The organism is Variovorax sp. GW821-FHT09B05 (assembly GCF_059418265.1).
Genome location: NZ_JBWKPN010000020.1, coordinates 110,016 through 124,470 on the forward strand (window position 1 = coordinate 110,016; position 14,455 = coordinate 124,470).

The following is a 14,455-nucleotide window of genomic DNA, read 5'->3' on the forward strand; positions in this document are numbered from 1 at the left end:
GCCCGATGGCGATACCGATTGGCACCGCGCCGCAAGCCCGCAACGTGGCGCCTGCCTAGCATCGAAGCCATCGATCCACCCTTCCCTTTCTTCTTCAAGGAGTCGCCATGAAAGCCCAGGATGTCCTGCCCGATGACCAGAACTTCGCCGTCCTCAACGGCCAGCCCGTGCGCAAGGGCTCGGTCGGTGCCTTCCTCGCCAATGTGCGCGTGCTGGAGGACGCCCAGGCCGGCGAGGCGCAGCGCCAGGCCGCGCACGAGGACCTCGTCGCGCTGATTCCCGCGCTCGAGGCGCTCGGCCTGTTCGAAGTGTTCGAGCTGCGCTCCACAGCCCTGCGCGCGGAGGTCGCGAGGCATCGCGCCGCGCTCAGCCCTGCGCCTGCTGCTGCGCCGCGCGCCTGATCGACGACAGCGTGCCGCGCGTGGTGATGACCTCGGGGTCGAGCGGAATCTCGATCAGCGTGCCGGTGTCGGCAGCCAGCGCGCGCAGCAGCGCGGCCTCGAACTGCGCGGTCTCGGTCACGCGCTCGGCCGCGTAGCCGTAGGCGCGCGCCAGCCCGCAGAAGTCGGGATTGCGCAGCGCGGTGCCGCTGGTGCGCTCGGGGTACTCGCGCTCCTGGTGCATGCGGATGGTGCCGAACATGCCGTTGTTCAGCAGCACGACGATGCTCTTGCCGCCATGCTGCGCGGCCGTGGCCAGCTCCTGGCCCGTCATCAGGAAATCGCCGTCGCCCGCGATCGTGAAGGCCACCCGGCCGGTCGCGAGGCTGGTGGCGATGCCGGCCGGCACGCCATAGCCCATGGCGCCACTGGTGGGCGCCAGCTGCGTCTTGTGGCCCTTGGCGAGGCCGTGGTAGCGGAAGTAGCGGTGCACCCAGCTCGCGAAGTTGCCGGCGCCGTTGGTGATCGTGGCGTCGGCCGGCAGGTGCTTCTGCAGCGTCGCCACCACCGCCGCCATGTCGACCGCGCCGCGCGGCGTTTCCGCGGGCATGCCGGCCAGCGCCTGCGGCTCGAGCCAGGCCTGGTAGTCGGCATGCGCCTGCAGCGCCCAGTCCTCCCAGGGCAGCGTGGGCGGCGCGCTCAGCACCTCGAGGCTGCGCGCCGCGGCGCTCATGCCGGCATTGATCGCGAGGTCGGCCTGGTAGACGCGGTTGAGCTCCTCGGCGCTGGCATGGATGTGCACCAGCGTCTGCTTCGCCTTCGGCGCCTCGAGCAGCGTGTAGCCGCCGGTGGTCATCTCGCCGAGGCGCGGGCCGATGGCGAGGATCAGGTCGGCGTCCTTCACGCGCTGCGCCAGCTTCGGATTGATGGCGATGCCGACATCGCCCGCATAGAGCGGGTGGTGGTTGTCGAAGGTGTCCTGGAACCGGAAGGCATTGGCCACCGGCAGCCGCCAGTTCTCGGCGAAGCGCTGCAGCGCCTGAGCGGCCTGCGCGGTCCAGCCGCCGCCGCCGGCGATCACCAGCGGCTGGCGCGACTTCAGCAGCAGCTCGCGCAGGGTGCGCAGCGCGCCCGGGTCGCTCCAGGGCTCTACCGCCTCCACCCGCGGCAACGGCCGCGCGGCGGTCTCGCTGCGCAGCATGTCCTCGGGCAGCACCAGCACCACCGGGCCGGGGCGGCCGTTCATCGCGGTCGAGAAGGCGCGCGCGATGTACTCGGGGATGCGGTTGGCATCGTCGATGCGCTCCACGCGCTTGGCGAAGCCCTTGGTGCTCGGGCCGAAGAAGCTGCCGTAGTCGACCTCCTGGAAGGCCTCGCGGTCGCGGAAGTCGCTGCCCACGTCGCCGACGAACAGCACCATCGGCGTGGAATCCTGGAAGGCGTTGTGCACGCCGATCGAGGCATTGGTGGCGCCCGGGCCGCGCGTCACGAAGCAGATGCCGGGACGGCCCGTGAGCTTGCCGTGCGCCTCGGCCATGAAGGCCGCGCCGCCCTCCTGCCGGTTGACGATGAAACGCGCGCGCTCGCCGTAGGCATGGAAGCCGTCGAGCACCGCGAGGAAGCTCTCGCCGGGCACGCCGAACGCGATCTCCATGCCCTGTTCGAGCAGGCACTCGACGATCAGGTGGCCTGCGGGTTGTGATGTACTCATGAGCAGTAGAACTCCAACACTTTGTCCGCGGCGATTATGTGCGCCCGCCCCGCCTCCCTTGTTTTAATTCCCCAAATGGTTAAATTCGCGCCATGAAGGCCACCGCCCCCGAAACGCTGGAACCCCGTTCGCGCGATGCCGACCGTTCGCAGCTCGCGATCCTCGCCTCGGCGCGCGACGAGTTCTCGGCGCGCGGCCTCGCCGGCGCCCGCATGGACAGCATCGCCGAGCGCGCGGGCCTCAACAAGCGGCTCATCTACTACTACTTCGGCAGCAAGGACGACCTGTTCCTCGCGGTGCTCGAGCGCACCTACGCCGACATCCGCGAAGCCGAGCAGCGGCTGCACCTCGACGAGATCGATCCGGTCGAGGCGATCCGCCAGCTGGTGTCCTTCACCTGGCACTACTACCTCGAGCATCCCGAGTTCATCACGCTGCTCAACAGCGAGAACCTGCACCAGGCCTCGCACCTCAAGCGCTCGGAACGCATCCAGGAGATGAACTCGCCGCTGGTGCAGCTGCTCGACACGGTGCTCGAGCGCGGCCGGCGCGACAACCTGTTCCGCGCGGGCGTCGATCCGGTGCAGCTCTACATCTCGATCGCCTCGCTGTGCTACTTCTACCTCTCGAACAACCACACGCTCTCGGCCATCTTCGGCCGTGACCTGCGCGCGCCCAAGGCGATGGCGCAGCGCCTCTCGCACATGACCGACCTCGTGCTCGGTTACGTGCTGCACTGAAGAGCCCCTTCCCGCCGCGCTCCGTCGCTTCCTGCCGTTCCTCGCGCGGCGGCGGGGCCGCGCGCCATCGCCGCGCACGACGACCCCCATCGCTTCAAAGATCTACGGGTATCCACCAGGGTCCACCCGTTGACGCTGCCGCGCCCGCGTTCCTAGAATCAGCAATTCACTTATTGGTGAATTAAGCTCGCAACGACACCAGCGGCCCCGCCGCGCGGAGACACCACCCATGAAGCAACTCGCACGCACCGCCACGCTGGCCGCGATCGTCGGCCTGGGCGCCCTGCTCCCCGCCCTCGCCGGCGCGGAAGCCGCCTACCCCAGCAAGCCGATCCGCGTGATCGTGCCGTTCGCGGCCGGCAGCACCACCGACATCATTGCCCGCGCCATCGCCGACAAGATGGGCGCGAGCATGGGCCAGCCGCTGGTGATCGAGAACCGCGGCGGCGCCAGCGGCACCATCGGCCAGCAGGCGGTGGCCACCGCGGCGGCCGACGGCTACACGGTGATGATCCATTCGTCGTCGCACACGGTCAGCCCCTCCACCTTCGCCAAGCTGCCCTTCGACACGGTGAACGACTTCGCGGGCGTCACGCCGATCTCCTCGCTGCCCAACGCGCTGGTGATCGCGCCCTCGAAGAACATCAAGACGCTGCCGCAACTGCTGGCCGCCGCGCGCGCCAAGCCCGGCAGCATGAACTTCGCCTCGGCCGGCCAGGGCAGCGCCACCCACCTGAACGCGGAGAAGTTCAAGATGGCCGCCAAGATCGACGCGACCAACATCCCGTTCAAGGGATCGGGCGAGGCCGTCACCGAGGTGCTCTCGGGCCGCGTCGACTACTACTTCTCGCCGATCGCGCCGGTCATCGGCCAGATCAAGGAAGGCCAGTTGCTGGCGCTCGCCGTGGGTTCGCCCAAGCGCGCGGCCGCCCTGCCCGACGTGCCCACCACCGCCGAGGCCGGCGTGCCAGGCTCCGAGTTCAACTTCTGGATCGGAATGATGGCGCCCGCGAAGACGCCGCGCGCCGTGGTCGACCGCCTGCACGACGAGGTGGCGAAGGCCCTTGCCACGCCCGAGGTGAAGGAGCGCTTCCTCAAGCTCGGCGCCGATGCCTGGACGCTCAAGCCCGCGCAGTTCGATGCCTACATCAAGCAGGAGATCGCGAGCAACGCCGAGCTCGTGAAGGCCGCCGGCCTCGCGGTCCAGCAGTAACGCCCATTCCGCCAGCGCCCGCTCCCCCGCTCCGCCCGCAGCCCACCGACTTCCGACCGAACGTCCCGCGCCGCCACCGGCGCGCTCTCCATGATCCGCAAACTCCTGCTCTCTCCGGCGCTGCGCCCCTTCCTGCTGATCCTGCTGCTGCTGGTGCTGTGGGACCTGGCGATCCGCCTCTTCAAGATCCCGGCCTACCTGATCCCGCCGCCGTGGGAGGTGGTCAAGCAGCTGATCAACGAATGGCCGCGCCTGCTGGCCGAGAGCTGGAAGACCACGCTGGCCACGCTCGGCGGCTTCGGCCTCACCATCCTCATCGGCATTCCGATGGCGATGGTCATCGCCTACTCGCGGCTGGTCGAGTCCTACGTCTATCCGCTGCTGGTGTTCTCGCAGAGCATCCCCAAGGTCGCCATCGCGCCGCTGTTCGTGGTGTGGTTCGGCTTCGGCATCTTCCCCAAGGTGATCTCGGCCTTCCTGCTGGGCTTCTTCCCGGTGGTGGTCTCCACCGTGATGGGCTTCAAGTCGGTCGAGCCCGACATGCTCGACCTCGCGCGCTCGATGGGCGCGAGCCGGCTGCAGACCTTCTTCAAGATCAGCCTGCCGCAGGCGCTGCCGCAGATCTTCAGCGGCCTCAAGGTCTCGGTCACGCTGGCCGTCGTCGGCGCGGTGGTCGGCGAGTTCGTCGGCTCGAACTCGGGCATCGGCTACGTGCTGCAGGTGGCCAACGGCAACTTCGACCTGCCGCTGATGTTCGCCGCGCTGGTCGTGCTCTCGAGCATCGGCGTGATCCTGTTCGTGGCGGTCGACCTGGTCGAGCGCCTGATGATTCCCTGGCACGCCTCGCAGCGCCACGCGGACTGATCCATCCCGCCCTTTTTCTTTCTGGTTCCTTCGCCCACGCCAACAACTCCCTGGAGACAAGACATGAAGAAACTGCTTCCCTCGCTGCTCACCGCCGCCGCGCTCGCCACCTTCGCCATCGCTCCCGCCCATGCGCAGGGCGACAAGCCCAAGGACAAGGTCACGCTGATGCTCAACTGGTATCTGTACAGCGAGCACGCGCCCTTCTTCCTCGGCAAGGAAAAGGGCTTCTACGCCGAGGAAGGCATCGACCTCGACATCCAGGAAGGCCGCGGCTCCGCCGTCACCGCCCAGGCGGTGGCCGCCAAGTCGGCGACCTTCGGCTACATCGACGTCACGACCATGATCAAGGCCGCCGCCAAGGGCGCGCCGCTGAAGTCCACCGGCGTGCTGTTCCAGGTCAGCCCGATGTCGGTCATGGGCTTCAGCGAGAAGAACATCAAGACGCCGAAGGACATCGTCGGCAAGACCGTGGCCGTGACGCCCGGCGACTCGATGTCGCAGATGTGGCCGCTGTTCCTCAAGGTCAACGACATCAAGGCCGACCAGGTGAAGATCGTCTCGGGCGACGGCCAGACCAAGCTCAATGCGGTGATCAACGGCCAGGCCGACCTGCTGCTGGGCTACGTGATGGACCAGGCGATCAAGCTGCAGGACGCCACCGGCAAGCCGGTGTCGCCGATCCGCTTCGCCGACTCGGGCGTGAACCAGATCAGCTCCGGGATCATCACCAACAAGAACCTGCTGACCGAGAACCCCGACCTGGTGAAGCGCTTCATGCGCGCCTCGACCAAGGCCGCCGAAGCGGCCGAGAAGAGCCCCGAGGCCGCGGTCGACGCGATGCTCAAGGCCAACCCCAAGGCCGGCGTGCGCGACACGCTGATCGTGGGCATGAAGCAGAGCGTGGCGCTCTATCACACCAAGGACACGGCGAACCAGCGTCCCTTCCGCGTGGCGATGAAGAACGTCAACGAGTCGCTGGACCTGCTGGTGCAGTACGGCGGCATGGACGCCTCGACGCGCGGCAAACCAGAAGACTACGTGACGCTCGACTTCCTGCCGTAAACAGCTCGCCCCCAGGCTCCGCGCACTTCGTGTCGCTTCTCCCACCCCCTACCGGGGGCAACACCAGCGGCCCGGCAAAGCCAGTTCCGCGGTGTTCCCCGAAAACGCCACAAGCGCCCCGTCACCTCGTTCGCTTCGTCCTTTACTACGCTCCATGTCTCCAGTCCAACTGATCGAAGCGCGCGGCGTCTCGAAGATCTACCAAAGCAAGGATGGCCCCGTCGAGTCGCTGAAGCCGCTCGACTTCGCCATCAAGGAAGGCGAGTTCGTCTCCGTCGTCGGGCCCTCGGGCTGCGGCAAGAGCACCTTGCTCAAGATGGTGGCGGGCCTGCTGCCGATCAGCGGCGGCAGCCTCACACTGGCGGGCAAGCCGATCCAGGGACCGCAGAAGGACGTGGGCATCGTGTTCCAGAGCGCGGTGCTGCTGCCCTGGCGCAGCGTGGAGGACAACATCCTGCTGCAGGCCGAGATGCGCCACCTGCCGATGGACGCCGCCAAGGCGCGCGCCCACGAGCTGATGGCCATGGCCGGCCTCAAGGGCTTCGAGCGCAAATACCCGTGGCAGCTCTCGGGCGGCATGCAGCAGCGCGCCTCGATCTGCCGCGCGCTGCTGCACGACCCGTCGGTGCTGCTGATGGACGAGCCCTTCGGCGCGCTCGACGCGATGACGCGCGAGAAGATGAACCTCGAGCTGCAACGCATCTGGATGGCCTCGAAGAAGACCGTGATGCTGATCACCCACAGCATCCCCGAGGCCATCTTCCTGTCGGACCGCGTGATCGTGATGAGCGAGCGCCCGGGCTCGATCGCGGCCGTCTACGACATCGAACTGCCGCGCGCCCGCACCCTCGACATGATGGCCTCGAGCGAGTTCGGCCACTACACGAAGCTGGTGCGCGCGCATTTCTTCTCGCAGGGCATCCTGGACCACTGACCATGGACGCGCCCCGTTTCCACGTCGAGGAGATCCGCTTCGCCGAGCGCGACGTCGCGCTGCGGCTGCCGTTCCGCTTCGGCGCCGCCACCGTCACCGCCTGCCCGCAGGTCTACGTGCGCGCGCGCATCCGCTTCGAGGACGGCCGCACGGCCAGCGGCTGCGCGGCCGAGATGATGGTGCCCAAGTGGTTCGACAAGAACCCGGCGCTCACCAACGAACAGAACTTCGAGCAGCTGCGCTTCGCGCTGCGCGACGCGCGCGAGGCCTACACCGGCGAGGCCGATGCCCAGACCGCGTGGACGCATTTCGCCGCCAACTACGCCGCGCTGATGGCGCGCGCCCGTGCCAAGGGCCTGCAGCCGCTGGTGGCGGGCTATGGGCCGGCCCTGATCGACCGCGCGATCTTCGATGCGCTGTGCCTGCATGCCGGCACCGGCTTCGCCGCCGCGATGAGCGCCAACCTCGGCGGCATCGACATCGCGGGCAGCGGCCTGGCCGACGACCTCGCCGGCTTCGACATGCCCGGCTTCCTCGCGCGGCAGCGCCCCGCGGAGCGCATCGCCGCGCGCCACACCGTGGGCCTGGCCGACGCGATCGACGACGACGATGCACTGCCCGATGCGCCCGCCGACGGCCTGCCCACCACGCTCGTGGCCGCCGTGCGCCGCTACGGCCTCACGCACTTCAAGCTCAAGCTCTGCGGCGACACCGCGCGCGACATCGACCGGCTCGAGCGCATCGCGCGCGCCATCGACGGCCATGCGCAGCTGGTCACGCTCGATGGCAACGAGCAGTACGCCGACGCCGATGCCTTCGGCGCCTTTCTCGACCGCCTGCTGTCCACGCCCGCGCTGTGGACGCTCGCGAAGAAGACCGTGTTCGTCGAGCAGCCGATCCGGCGCGACGCCGCGCTCGAGCGCGACGTGCGCTCGCTCGGCCGGCGCATCCCGCTGCTCATCGACGAATCCGACGCCACGCTCGATGCCTTCGTGCAGGCGCGCGAGCTCGGCTACACCGGCGTGTCGAGCAAGAGCTGCAAGGGCTTCTACAAGTCGGCCGTCAATGCGGCGCGCTGCGCGCGCTGGAACGCGGCCGACGACGGCACGCGCTACTTCCTCTCGGGCGAGGACCTGACCATGCAGGCCGGTCTCGGCGTGCAGCAGGACCTGGCGCTGGTGAGCTGGCTCGGCCTCTCGCACGTCGAGCGCAACGGCCACCATTACGTCAACGGCCTCGCGGCCGTGCCCGAGGCCGAGCAGCAGGCGCTGCTGCGCGCCCACCCCGATCTCTACGAATCCAGCGATGGCGCGGTGCGCCTCGCGATCCGCGGTGGACAGCTCGCCCTGTCCTCGCTCGCCTCCGCGCCCGGCTTCGCCACCGGCCAGCCCGGCGCGGGCATCTCGTGGGACGCCATGCGTTCCGTCTACTGAAGCAGCGCTTCTCCGTCCCCTCTCTCACTCAAGGAAAGAACATGCCCACCCAACGTCTAGGAATCATCATGCACGGCGTCACAGGCCGCATGGGCATGAACCAGCACCTGATCCGCTCGATCTGCGCCATTCGCGCCCAGGGCGGCGTGACGCTGTCGAACGGCGACAAGGTGATGCCCGACCCGATCCTGATCGGCCGCAACGCCGAGAAGATCGAGGCGCTGGCCAAGGCCCACGGCATCCAGCGCTGGGGCACCGACCTCGACAAGGCGCTCGAGAACAAGGACGACACCGTCTTCTTCGACGCCGGCACCACGCAGATGCGCCCCACCCTGCTGGCCAAGGCGATCCGCGCCGGCAAGCACGTCTACTGCGAGAAGCCCATCGCCACCAACCTCAACGAGGCGGTGGAGATCGCGCGCCTGGCCGAGGAAGCCAAGGAGAAGCACGGCCTCAAGCACGGCGCGGTGCAGGACAAGCTCTTCCTGCCCGGCCTGCGCAAGCTCGACATGCTGCGCCGCGCCGGCTTCTTCGGCCGCATGCTCAGCGTGCGCCTGGAGTTCGGCTACTGGGTGTTCGAGGGCGACCTGCAGCCGATCCAGCGCCCAAGCTGGAACTACCGCAAGGAAGACGGCGGCGGGATGATCCTCGACATGATGTGCCACTGGCGCTACGTGCTCGACAACCTGTTCGGCGAGGTCAAGTCGGTATCGTGCCTGGGCACCACCCACATCCCGAAGCGCTGGGACGAGGCCGGCCAGCCCTACGAGGCCACGGCCGACGACGCCGCCTACGCCACCTGCGAGCTCACCGGCCACAACGGCGAGCCGGTGATCGCGCAGATCAACATGAGCTGGGTCACGCGCGTGCGCCGCGACGACCTCGTGACCTTCCACGTCGACGGCACCGACGGCTCGGCCGTGGCCGGCCTGTCGAGCTGCCGCGCCCAGTCACGCGTGGCCACGCCGCGCCCGGTGTGGAACCCCGACGAGAAGCAGACCATGAACTTCCTCGACCAGTGGCAGGAGATCCCGGACTCGCAGGTCTACGACAACGGCTTCAAGATCCAGTGGGAACACTTCATCCGCCACGTGGTGGAGGACGCGCCCTACAAGTGGACCCTGCCCGAGGGCGCCAAGGGCGTGCAGCTGGTCGAGGCCGCGCTCGAATCGTGGCAGGACCGCCGCTGGGTCGACGTGCCCGCGCTCAAGGTCTGAGGAGGCGACCGCGCATGGCCCTGTCGCTCACCCTTCCCACCGCCGGCGGCGCGCTCGCCGACTACGCGCTGCGCGGCAGCACGCCGCCGAAGCCGCCCGCGGGCGTGCGCTTCGACCGCATCGCCTACTCGGCCGCGCACGTCGTGGCCGACCCGCTCGCGGCCATCGATCCCTGGCTGCAATGCGCGGTCGACTGGGACGCCACCCTCGCCTACCGGCGCCACCTCTACGCGCTCGGCCTGGGCGTGGCGGAGGCCATGGACACCGCGCAGCGCGGCATGGGCCTGGACTGGCCGACCTCGCTCGAGCTGATCCGCCGCTCGATCGACGCCGCCAGCGACATCCCCGGCGCGCTCGTGGCCTCGGGCTGCGGCACCGACCACCTCGACCTCGATGCGGTGAAGAGCGTCGACGACGTGATCCACGGCTACGAGGAGCAGATGGCCGCCATCGAGAAGCTCGGCGGCAAGCTGATCGTGATGTGCAGCCGCGCGCTGGTGCGCGTGGCGAAGAGCCCGGCCGACTACGAGCGCGTGTACGACCGCATCCTGAGCCAGGCGAAGCAGCCCGTGGTGCTGCACTGGCTCGGCGAGATGTTCGACCCCGCGCTGGCCGGCTACTGGGGCACGACCGACGTCGATGCCGCGATGGAAACCGCGCTCGGCGTGATCGCGGCCCATCCCGACAAGGTCGACGGCATCAAGATCTCGCTGCTCGACAAGGACAAGGAGATCGCCATGCGCCGGCGCCTGCCGACCACCGGCGGCCCCGACGGCCAGGGCGTTCGCATGTACACCGGCGACGACTTCAACTACGCCGAGCTGATCGCGGGCGACGGCCACGGCAGCCACCCCACGCACGGCAAGAGCGATGCGCTGCTGGGCATCTTCGACGCCATCGCGCCGGCCGCCAGCGCCGCGCTCGGCGAACTGGCCGCGGGCCGCGTCGAACGCTTCCACGAGATCCTCGGCCCCACCGTGCCGCTGTCGCGCCACATCTTTGCCGCGCCCACGCGCTTCTACAAGACCGGCGTGGTCTTCATGGCCTGGCTCAACGGCCACCAGAAGCACTTCACCATGGTCGGCGGCCAGCAGAGCACGCGCTCGCTGCAGCACTTCGCCGAGCTGTTCCGGCTGGCCGACGCGGCCAACCTGTTCGAGCAGCCCGAGCTCGCGGTGCGGCGCATGAAGACGCTGCTGTCGCTGCACGGCGTGGAGTGAGCCCGTCCATGCGCGACTTCTCGCAGAACCACGACTGGCTCTCGATCAACACCGCCACGGTGCGCAAGCAGTCGGGCGCCGAGGTGCCGCTCAACCGCATCATCGACCAGTGCGCCGAGCGCGGCATCCGCGCCATCAGCCCCTGGCGCGACCAGGTCGCGGCCGTCGGCATCGACAGGATCACGCGGCAACTGAAGGCACACGGCATCGGCCTCTCGGGCTACTGCCGCGGCGGCTTCTTCCCGGCGCCCGATGCCGCGGGCCTGAAGGCCGCGCTCGACGACAACCGCCGCGCCATCGACGAGGCCAAGACGCTCGATGCGCCCTGCCTCGTGCTGGTGGTCGGCGCGCTGCCCGGCGCGCTCGACGGCAAGGCCGCCTACCGGGACATCGCGCGGGCGCGCGCCGAGGTGCGCGACGGCATCGCGGCCTCGCTCGAGTACGCGCGCGAGGTCGGCATGCCGCTGGCCATCGAGCCCCTGCACCCCATGCAGGCGGCCGACCGTGCCTGCATCAACACGCTCGAGCACGCGCTCGACCTCTGCGACGAGCTCGACGCCGGCAGGAGCGGCATGCTCGGCGTGGCGCTCGACATCTACCACGTGTGGTGGGACCCGAAGCTGCAGCAGCAGATCGCACGCGCGGGCCGCGAGCGCCTCTTGGCCTACCACGTCTGCGACTGGCTCACGCCCACGCGCGACCTGCTGTCCGACCGCGGGATGATGGGCGACGGCGTGGTCGAGCTGAAGAAGATCCGCGGCTGGGTGGAGGACGCCGGCTTCGCGGGCTTTAGCGAGGTCGAGATCTTCTCGAACCTCGACTGGTGGCAGCGGCCGGGGGCCGAGACGCTCGACGTCTGCATCGAGCGGCATCGCAGCGCGGTCTGAGTCGGCCCCGGGGCAAGCAAGCCACGGCGGCCTGTGCTGCAATGCGCCCATGCCCGCCCCCAGCCTCGACGACCTGCGCCGCTACGCCGTGGCGCGCACCCTGTTCAAGCCCACCACGCTCCCCGGCGCCATCAAGAAGCTCGGCTTCGTGCAGGCCGATCCGATCCGCGCCCCGGCGCGCGCGCAGGACCTGACGCTGCGCCACCGCGTCAACGACTACCGCGCGGGCGATCTCGAGCGGCGCTACACGCGGCTCGCGATCGAGGAGGACTGCCTGGTCAACTACGGCTTCCTGCCGCGCGAGCACCTGGCGCTGATGCATCCGCGCGAGGCCGCAAAGCCCTGGGACGCGGAGACGCGGCGCAAGGCCGCCGAGGTGCTGGCCTTCGTGCGCGAGCGCGGCCGCGTGCATCCGCGCGAGGTCGAGCAGCACTTCGCGCACGGCCGCATGCGCAACTACTGGGGCGGCTCGGGCAACGCGTCGACGCACCTGCTCGACGGTATGCACTACCGCGGCCTGCTGCGCGTGGTGCGGCGCGACAGCGGCACGCGCATCTACGAGGCGGTCGAGCATGCGCCGGCCGACGAGAGCCCGGTCGGCCGCGCGCGCCGCGCGGCCGCGCTGATCGAACTGATCGTGCGCAAGTACGCGCCGCTGCCAGCCAGCAGCCTGACCTACCTGGTACGGCTGCTCGGCTACGGCGCGCCGCACCTGGCGGCACAGACCCAGGCCGCGCTGCGCCTCGCGCGCGAGGAGCTCGCGAGCCTGCGCATCGACGGCACCACCTGGTACTGGCCGGCCGACGAGAACCCGGCCTCGCGCCGCCACGCGCCCGACGACGCGGTGCGCCTGCTCGCGCCCTTCGACCCCGTGGTGTGGGACCGCCGCCGCTTCGAGCTGCTCTGGGGCTGGACCTACAAGTTCGAGGCCTACACGCCAGCGCCGCAGCGCCAGTTCGGCTACTACGCGCTGCCGCTGCTGTGGCACGACCGCGTGATCGGCTGGGCCAACGTGAGCGCGCCCGAGGGGCGGCCGCAGCCGGCCTTCGGCTACGTCGAGGGCCGCAAGCCGCACGGCGCGGCCTTCCGCGCGGCGCTCGACGACGAACTCGGGCGCATGGCCGAGTTCCTCACGGCGCGCTGAGCCGGCCGCGGGCCACCCCCGGCGGCCTGGGGTCTTGGCCCGTGCGCGACAGGGCCGGGCGCGCCGCCTGCCTAGAATCGCCCCCGCCCCGGTGCGAGCCGGGGCAAGCGTTCTCAGGGCGGGGTGCAATTCCCCACCGGCGGTGATGGCGGCGTTCTTCGAACCGAAGGCGCCGCATGAGCCCGCGAGCGCCCGTGGCTTGCAACGAGCCGCGGGGTCAGCAGACCCGGTGCGATCCCGGGGCCGACGGTCACAGTCCGGATGAAAGAGAGCGCGAAATGCGGGCCGGCCCGCGCGCTTCTTCCATGGAGCGTGCGGTCTGCTCCGTGGTTTCGTGCGCCCTGATTCAGGAAACCTGCTTTTGAAGAGGCACACCATGAGTCAGATCAACGACCTTCCCCTTTCCGCCATCGCCGCGACGGACGCACCGCGCGGCCAGCGCATCGCCTTCGTCGAGGCGCAGTGGCATTCCGACATCGTCCACCAGGCGCGCGACGCCTTCCTCGAGGAGATGGAACGCCTGGGCGTGCCGCGCGAGCGTATCGACGTCTTCGACGTGCCCGGTGCCTTCGAGATCCCGCTGCATGCCAAGCGGCTCGCGCTGTCGGGCCGCTACGCCGGCATCGTGGCCTGCGCGCTGGTGGTGGACGGCGGCATCTACCGCCACGAGTTCGTGGCCAGCACGGTGGTCAGCACGCTGATGTCGCTGCAGCTCGAGACCAACGTGCCGATCTTCTCGGCCGTGCTCACGCCGCACCACTTCCACGAGCACGTGGAGCACCGCAAGTACTTCCACCGCCATTTCGCGGTCAAGGGTTCCGAAGTGGCCGAGGCCTGCGTCAAGACGCTGAAAGGTCTGCAAGAGGTCGAAACGCTGCTGGCGGCCTGAACCCCGGCGCGCTAGTCTGGGTGGATGGCCTCCCCGTCATCCACCACCTCATCGCCCTCCGCCACGCCCGGTCGCTACACGCTCTACGGCGCGCCCGGCTCGGGCGCCACGCCCGTGCATGCGGCGCTCACGCTGATCGGCCTCGGCGATCGGGTCGACACGGTCGATATCGCGACCTGGGAAGGCGATGCCGAGCGCGACCGCATCGCCAACCTGAACCCGATGCGCCAGGTGCCGGCGCTGGTGCTGCCCTCGGGCGAGTTGATGACCGAGAGCGCGGCGATCCTGATCTGGCTCGGCGACCGCCATCCCGAGGCCGGCCTCTGCCCCGCGCCCGGCGATGCGCTGCGCGCGCAGTACCTGCGCTGGATGGTCTACCTGCCGGCTGCGATCTATTCGATGTTCTGGGTGCGCGACGATCCCGCGCGCCTGGTGCCCGACAAGGCGGCGCAGCCCGCGATGCTCGAGCGCTCGGCCGAGCGCGTGGCCCATTGCTGGCACCTGATGGACACGCAGATCGCCGAGCCCTCGCCCTACCTGCTCGGCGAGCGCATCGGCATGCTCGACCTCTACGTGGCCGTGATGTCGCGCTGGACGCCCTGCCGCGAGCGCTTCTACCGCGAGGCGCCGCGCATGGCCGAGGTGGTGAAGCGCGTCGACGCCGAGCCGCGGCTGGCCGCGTTCTGGGCCGAGCGCTTTCCGTTCGCGCCGGGCTGGGAACGCGGCGAATGACGCGCGTCGGTCCGCGGCTTCCGATA

General features: G+C 69.5%; 14 protein-coding genes and 1 riboswitch. Of the genes, 13 read left to right on the forward strand and 1 reads right to left on the reverse strand.

The features are described 5' to 3' along the window. Positions 1–107 precede the first annotated feature (107 nt). Positions 108–401, forward strand: a complete 294-nt coding sequence (locus AC07RM_RS35670) for a hypothetical protein (protein WP_431512298.1) — start codon at positions 108–110, stop codon at positions 399–401. Here the strand turns inward: AC07RM_RS35670 and AC07RM_RS35675 are convergent. Then, positions 367–2,091: a thiamine pyrophosphate-binding protein gene (locus tag AC07RM_RS35675; protein WP_495337498.1), complete on the reverse strand. Its 1,725-nt coding sequence runs from the start codon at positions 2,089–2,091 to the stop codon at positions 367–369. The genes AC07RM_RS35670 and AC07RM_RS35675 overlap by 35 nt on opposite strands. 92 nt (positions 2,092–2,183) lie before the next feature. Here AC07RM_RS35675 and AC07RM_RS35680 point away from each other — a divergent pair, with 92 nt between their 5' ends. From AC07RM_RS35680 to AC07RM_RS35735, 12 genes are all read left to right on the forward strand, one after another. Further along, positions 2,184–2,831: a TetR/AcrR family transcriptional regulator gene (locus AC07RM_RS35680; protein ID WP_395347978.1), complete on the forward strand. Its 648-nt coding sequence runs from the start codon at positions 2,184–2,186 to the stop codon at positions 2,829–2,831. A 229-nt stretch (positions 2,832–3,060) separates the two neighbouring features. After that, the gene (locus AC07RM_RS35685; RefSeq protein WP_093342906.1) at positions 3,061–4,044 is read left to right on the forward strand and encodes a tripartite tricarboxylate transporter substrate binding protein; all 984 of its coding nucleotides are present in this window, start codon (positions 3,061–3,063) and stop codon (positions 4,042–4,044) included. Between the two features lie 90 nt (positions 4,045–4,134). Beyond that, positions 4,135–4,908, forward strand: a complete 774-nt coding sequence (locus AC07RM_RS35690) for an ABC transporter permease (RefSeq protein ID WP_093342908.1) — start codon at positions 4,135–4,137, stop codon at positions 4,906–4,908. Positions 4,909–4,971: 63 nt separating this feature from the next. After that, on the forward strand, positions 4,972–5,973 hold the full coding sequence (locus tag AC07RM_RS35695; protein WP_495337499.1) for an ABC transporter substrate-binding protein: 1,002 nt from the start codon (positions 4,972–4,974) through the stop codon (positions 5,971–5,973). A gap of 154 nt (positions 5,974–6,127) precedes the next feature. Beyond that, the gene (locus tag AC07RM_RS35700) at positions 6,128–6,907 is read left to right on the forward strand and encodes an ABC transporter ATP-binding protein (protein WP_093342911.1); all 780 of its coding nucleotides are present in this window, start codon (positions 6,128–6,130) and stop codon (positions 6,905–6,907) included. 2 nt (positions 6,908–6,909) lie between these two features. After that, on the forward strand, positions 6,910–8,340 hold the full coding sequence (locus AC07RM_RS35705; protein WP_495337500.1) for an enolase C-terminal domain-like protein: 1,431 nt from the start codon (positions 6,910–6,912) through the stop codon (positions 8,338–8,340). 41 nt (positions 8,341–8,381) lie between these two features. Then, positions 8,382–9,557: a Gfo/Idh/MocA family protein gene (locus AC07RM_RS35710; protein WP_209540883.1), complete on the forward strand. Its 1,176-nt coding sequence runs from the start codon at positions 8,382–8,384 to the stop codon at positions 9,555–9,557. Positions 9,558–9,571: 14 nt separating this feature from the next. After that, positions 9,572–10,777, forward strand: a complete 1,206-nt coding sequence (locus tag AC07RM_RS35715) for a dihydrodipicolinate synthase family protein (RefSeq protein WP_495337501.1) — start codon at positions 9,572–9,574, stop codon at positions 10,775–10,777. An 8-nt stretch (positions 10,778–10,785) separates the two neighbouring features. Then, positions 10,786–11,664, forward strand: a complete 879-nt coding sequence (locus AC07RM_RS35720; protein WP_495337502.1) for a sugar phosphate isomerase/epimerase family protein — start codon at positions 10,786–10,788, stop codon at positions 11,662–11,664. A gap of 49 nt (positions 11,665–11,713) precedes the next feature. Next, positions 11,714–12,808, forward strand: coding sequence for a DNA glycosylase AlkZ-like family protein (locus tag AC07RM_RS35725; RefSeq protein ID WP_495337503.1), 1,095 nt, complete (start codon positions 11,714–11,716; stop codon positions 12,806–12,808). A gap of 105 nt (positions 12,809–12,913) precedes the next feature. Continuing rightward, positions 12,914–13,085, forward strand: a riboswitch (FMN riboswitch). Between the two features lie 99 nt (positions 13,086–13,184). Further along, positions 13,185–13,697, forward strand: a complete 513-nt coding sequence (locus AC07RM_RS35730; protein WP_495337504.1) for a 6,7-dimethyl-8-ribityllumazine synthase — start codon at positions 13,185–13,187, stop codon at positions 13,695–13,697. Between the two features lie 24 nt (positions 13,698–13,721). Beyond that, a complete protein-coding gene (locus tag AC07RM_RS35735) occupies positions 13,722–14,429 on the forward strand; it encodes a glutathione S-transferase family protein (protein ID WP_495337505.1) in 708 nt (235 codons plus the stop codon). Positions 14,430–14,455: the final 26 nt, after the last annotated feature.